Origin of the sequence: Novosphingobium subterraneum (assembly GCF_000807925.1) — a bacterium.
GTDB classification, from domain to species: Bacteria; Pseudomonadota; Alphaproteobacteria; order Sphingomonadales; family Sphingomonadaceae; genus Novosphingobium; species Novosphingobium subterraneum.
This window is the reverse complement of sequence record NZ_JRVC01000025.1, coordinates 1-2,809: the sequence shown is the minus strand read 5'-3', so window position 1 is coordinate 2,809 and position 2,809 is coordinate 1. Positions and strand designations below refer to the sequence as shown.

The 2,809-nt window shown below is 60.0% G+C and carries 3 protein-coding genes and 1 pseudogene; 3 read left to right on the top strand and 1 reads right to left on the bottom strand.

All coding sequences use genetic code 11. From position 1 onward, the window contains the following. Positions 1-168 precede the first annotated feature (168 nt). A complete protein-coding gene (locus NJ75_RS19770) occupies positions 169-681 on the top strand; it encodes a DUF6933 domain-containing protein (RefSeq protein ID WP_039337627.1) in 513 nt (170 codons plus the stop codon). Positions 682-731: 50 nt separating this feature from the next. Here the strand turns inward: NJ75_RS19770 and NJ75_RS19765 are convergent. After that, positions 732-1,241 (bottom strand): annotated as a pseudogene (locus NJ75_RS19765) (RES family NAD+ phosphorylase); the annotation flags it as partial. A gap of 412 nt (positions 1,242-1,653) precedes the next feature. Here NJ75_RS19765 and NJ75_RS19760 point away from each other — a divergent pair. Together NJ75_RS19760 and NJ75_RS19755 are read left to right on the top strand one after the other, a co-directional pair. Next, the gene (locus NJ75_RS19760; protein ID WP_039337626.1) at positions 1,654-2,562 is read left to right on the top strand and encodes a tyrosine-type recombinase/integrase; all 909 of its coding nucleotides are present in this window, start codon (positions 1,654-1,656) and stop codon (positions 2,560-2,562) included. 4 nt (positions 2,563-2,566) lie between these two features. Then, positions 2,567-2,809, top strand: a 243-nt coding sequence (locus NJ75_RS19755) for a transposase zinc-binding domain-containing protein (RefSeq protein WP_039337625.1), incomplete at its 3' end; no start/stop codon positions are given.

Sequence of the window (2,809 nt, the reverse complement as noted above, 5' to 3'; positions counted from 1 at the left end):
GACATCGCCGCACGCAAAGCCTGAACAATACTACGCTACGGCACCCCAAGCGACTCTCCCGCGGAGCGGGTTCGTGCATTGGTCGGTACCTTCCAATCCAACCATTCGACCTGCTTGGCTGGTAGCTTCGATGGACGCGCTGGACGCCGAGGATTATCCTTCGCCGCTATGTTTCGCCTCCACTGCACCAAGAAGTTGCTTGATCGGATCAAACCCGAGATCGCTGAGCCCGGACAAAGCGACACTTCGCTGGGAAATTGGTACGCCACTGTCCTGTTCTGGAAGCCTCAAGTCGCGTTGCTGGTTTCTGAGCGCACGCTGCTTCCCGTGCTTATTCCGCTGGCCCCAGCAGCTACGCTTGTTCGAAGATTCCCCGCACAATTGCTGCTAGTTCTAAAGGAGCACGGCGTCCCTCCTGAATTCATCGCCCAGGAAGTTTGGCGGATGGACAAGGTCCAGTACGCAAAAACTGCGAACCGTAGCGTCGTCGGCATCCTCAATGAGTTCGTTAAGCAGGCAGAATTCTGGTTGGCCGCTTATGCCTATGAAAAGGGTGATGATGACGACCTTCTGGCGATTTCCGCCAAGCTTGCGGAGACACCATGTAGCCCGCTGTACAAGGGCCCCGTTTCGCCGGACAAAGCGCTTCATGAGCTCGTAAAGGCTCGTGCGCAGACTTGAGTCTGCTGGTCGGACCCTTTCTCCGAGATCCTATAGCCCAACTCATGCGGTCAGACAGGATCGGGCGGCAAATCGACGATACGGAAAACAGCCCCTGATCCGGCATCACGCACGAGGTCAACGCGCTGGCCATCCCAGTGATAGTCGAGATGACGCCCCTGCAAGGGATTTGATGCGCAGTCTGGGTAGAAGAGCCCGACGCATTCCCCACCGGTATGCCGGGTGCTCGGGTAGGCAATCCCGTCCGATCCTGCTGTCCTGAGGGACTGCGCGAGCACCTGAGATGCTGCATAGCTGTCGGGATCGAGCGCCGGAACCGGCTCCCCCGCCTGAGGCCGGAGATCATGCAGGTCTGCATCGACCGTCATGACGATCTCCCGGAACTGCGAGGTCCAACCAGGCGCCTCCTTGGTTCGTGCCATGAACCGCGCATGGTGGTGGATCGTCTCGAACAGCGCGGTCTCAAACCGGTCGCCGACATAGAGCACGCCATAACTTCCGTCGGTAAATCGGCTTGGCCGGTCAATGCCGACATGGGTGAACGGCGCCATGAGGTAGGAGGGATTCTTCTACGCAGTCTAACGCGTTGAATTTGAATGATGTTTTGTCACTCATGACACCGAATACCCCCATCGATACCCCCACAGACTGGGAAATGCGACAGGCCGCTTCACTCGCGAGTCAGAGCGAAAGAATTTGAAGTGCCCTACCCTCGCCTAACCTGAAAACCGTGGCGCATCCCGCTAACAAAGCGGACGTTCGCTGCACCCGAAGTGCTCCCTGATACCTGCCCTCTGTTCATCTCGCGGCTGCCTAAGCACAAACGACCAGCTTTGTGACAAGTACGAACCCGCTGGCGCGGGAGTGGCGCTTGTTTTGAGGTGTGGCCAGTGATCGGCGGCCTGAGCGTAAGTTGAGGTCTGGGCGAAGTAGGCAGACGATCGCGGCTCCTTTCAACCAAGGAGTCGTACTATGACCACCGCTCTGTCCGATGCCCCCGCCACTTCGCTGCGTCAGCGCATGATCGAAGACATGAACATGCGCCGGTTCACGCGGAAGACCCAGTTCGACTATGTGCGCCACGTCGCGCGGTTCGCCACATATCTTGGGCGCCCTCCCGATACTGCGACCGTAGAAGAGCTCCGGCAATTCCAGGTTGAACAGCGCGAGGCGGGCATTGGCATCCCGACCATGAACAGCATCGTTTCTGCGCTGCGGTTCTTTTTCACGCACACCATTGATCGCCCGGATCTCTCCCGCAAGCTCTATACGGTCAAGAATCCGCGCTCCTTGCCCGTTGTCCTCAGCCGCGACGAAGTCGTGCTTCTGCTTGGCGCGACCAACTGCCTGAAGCACAAGGCCGCACTGTCCGTTGCGTATGGCGCTGGCTTGCGCGCCGCCGAAGTGACGATGCTGAAGGTCCGTGATGTCGACAGCAAGCGCATGCTCCTGCGAGTGGAGCGCGGTAAAGGCGGGCGATATCGCAATGCGCTCCTGCCCGCTGACCTTCTTGCCCTTTTGCGTGAGTGGTGGACGGTTGGCCGCAAGCAGGGCGTCATGCACGCTGATGGCTGGCTGTTCCCGGGCATGCACTATCTCAAGCCGCTTAGTACCAGGCAGCTCCATCGGATCGTTGTCGATGCTGCCGAGGCTGCGGGTATCAAAAAACGGGTCGGCCCACACACTCTGCGGCACAGCTTCGCCACGCATCTGCTTGAAGACGGCGTCGATATCCGGATCATCCAAGCACTGCTCGGGCATGCAAACCTCGAGACAACCGCTTTCTACACCACGGTCGCAACTCGAACCGTGCGCGCGGTCATCAGTCCGCTGGACAAATTGACGACGCTACTCGAGGCGCAGGTGACTCCTCCCGGCTGAGCCGGTGCGCGCCTCGATCGAGGTCGCCGATATCTTCCGTAGCGCCGGGCCCGCCTATCGTGCAGCCCATGCCGGGCATCTGAGCCTCGGCCAGCTCAAGGTCATGACGGCGATCGAGAATTGCCGCACCGCTGCACTAGGCGGTCACGTCGAGGCCTGCGACGACTGCGGGCACTGGCGGATCGCCTACAACTCCTGCCGCAACCGGCACTGTCCCAAGTGCCAAGGCGCTGCTGCGCGCACCTGG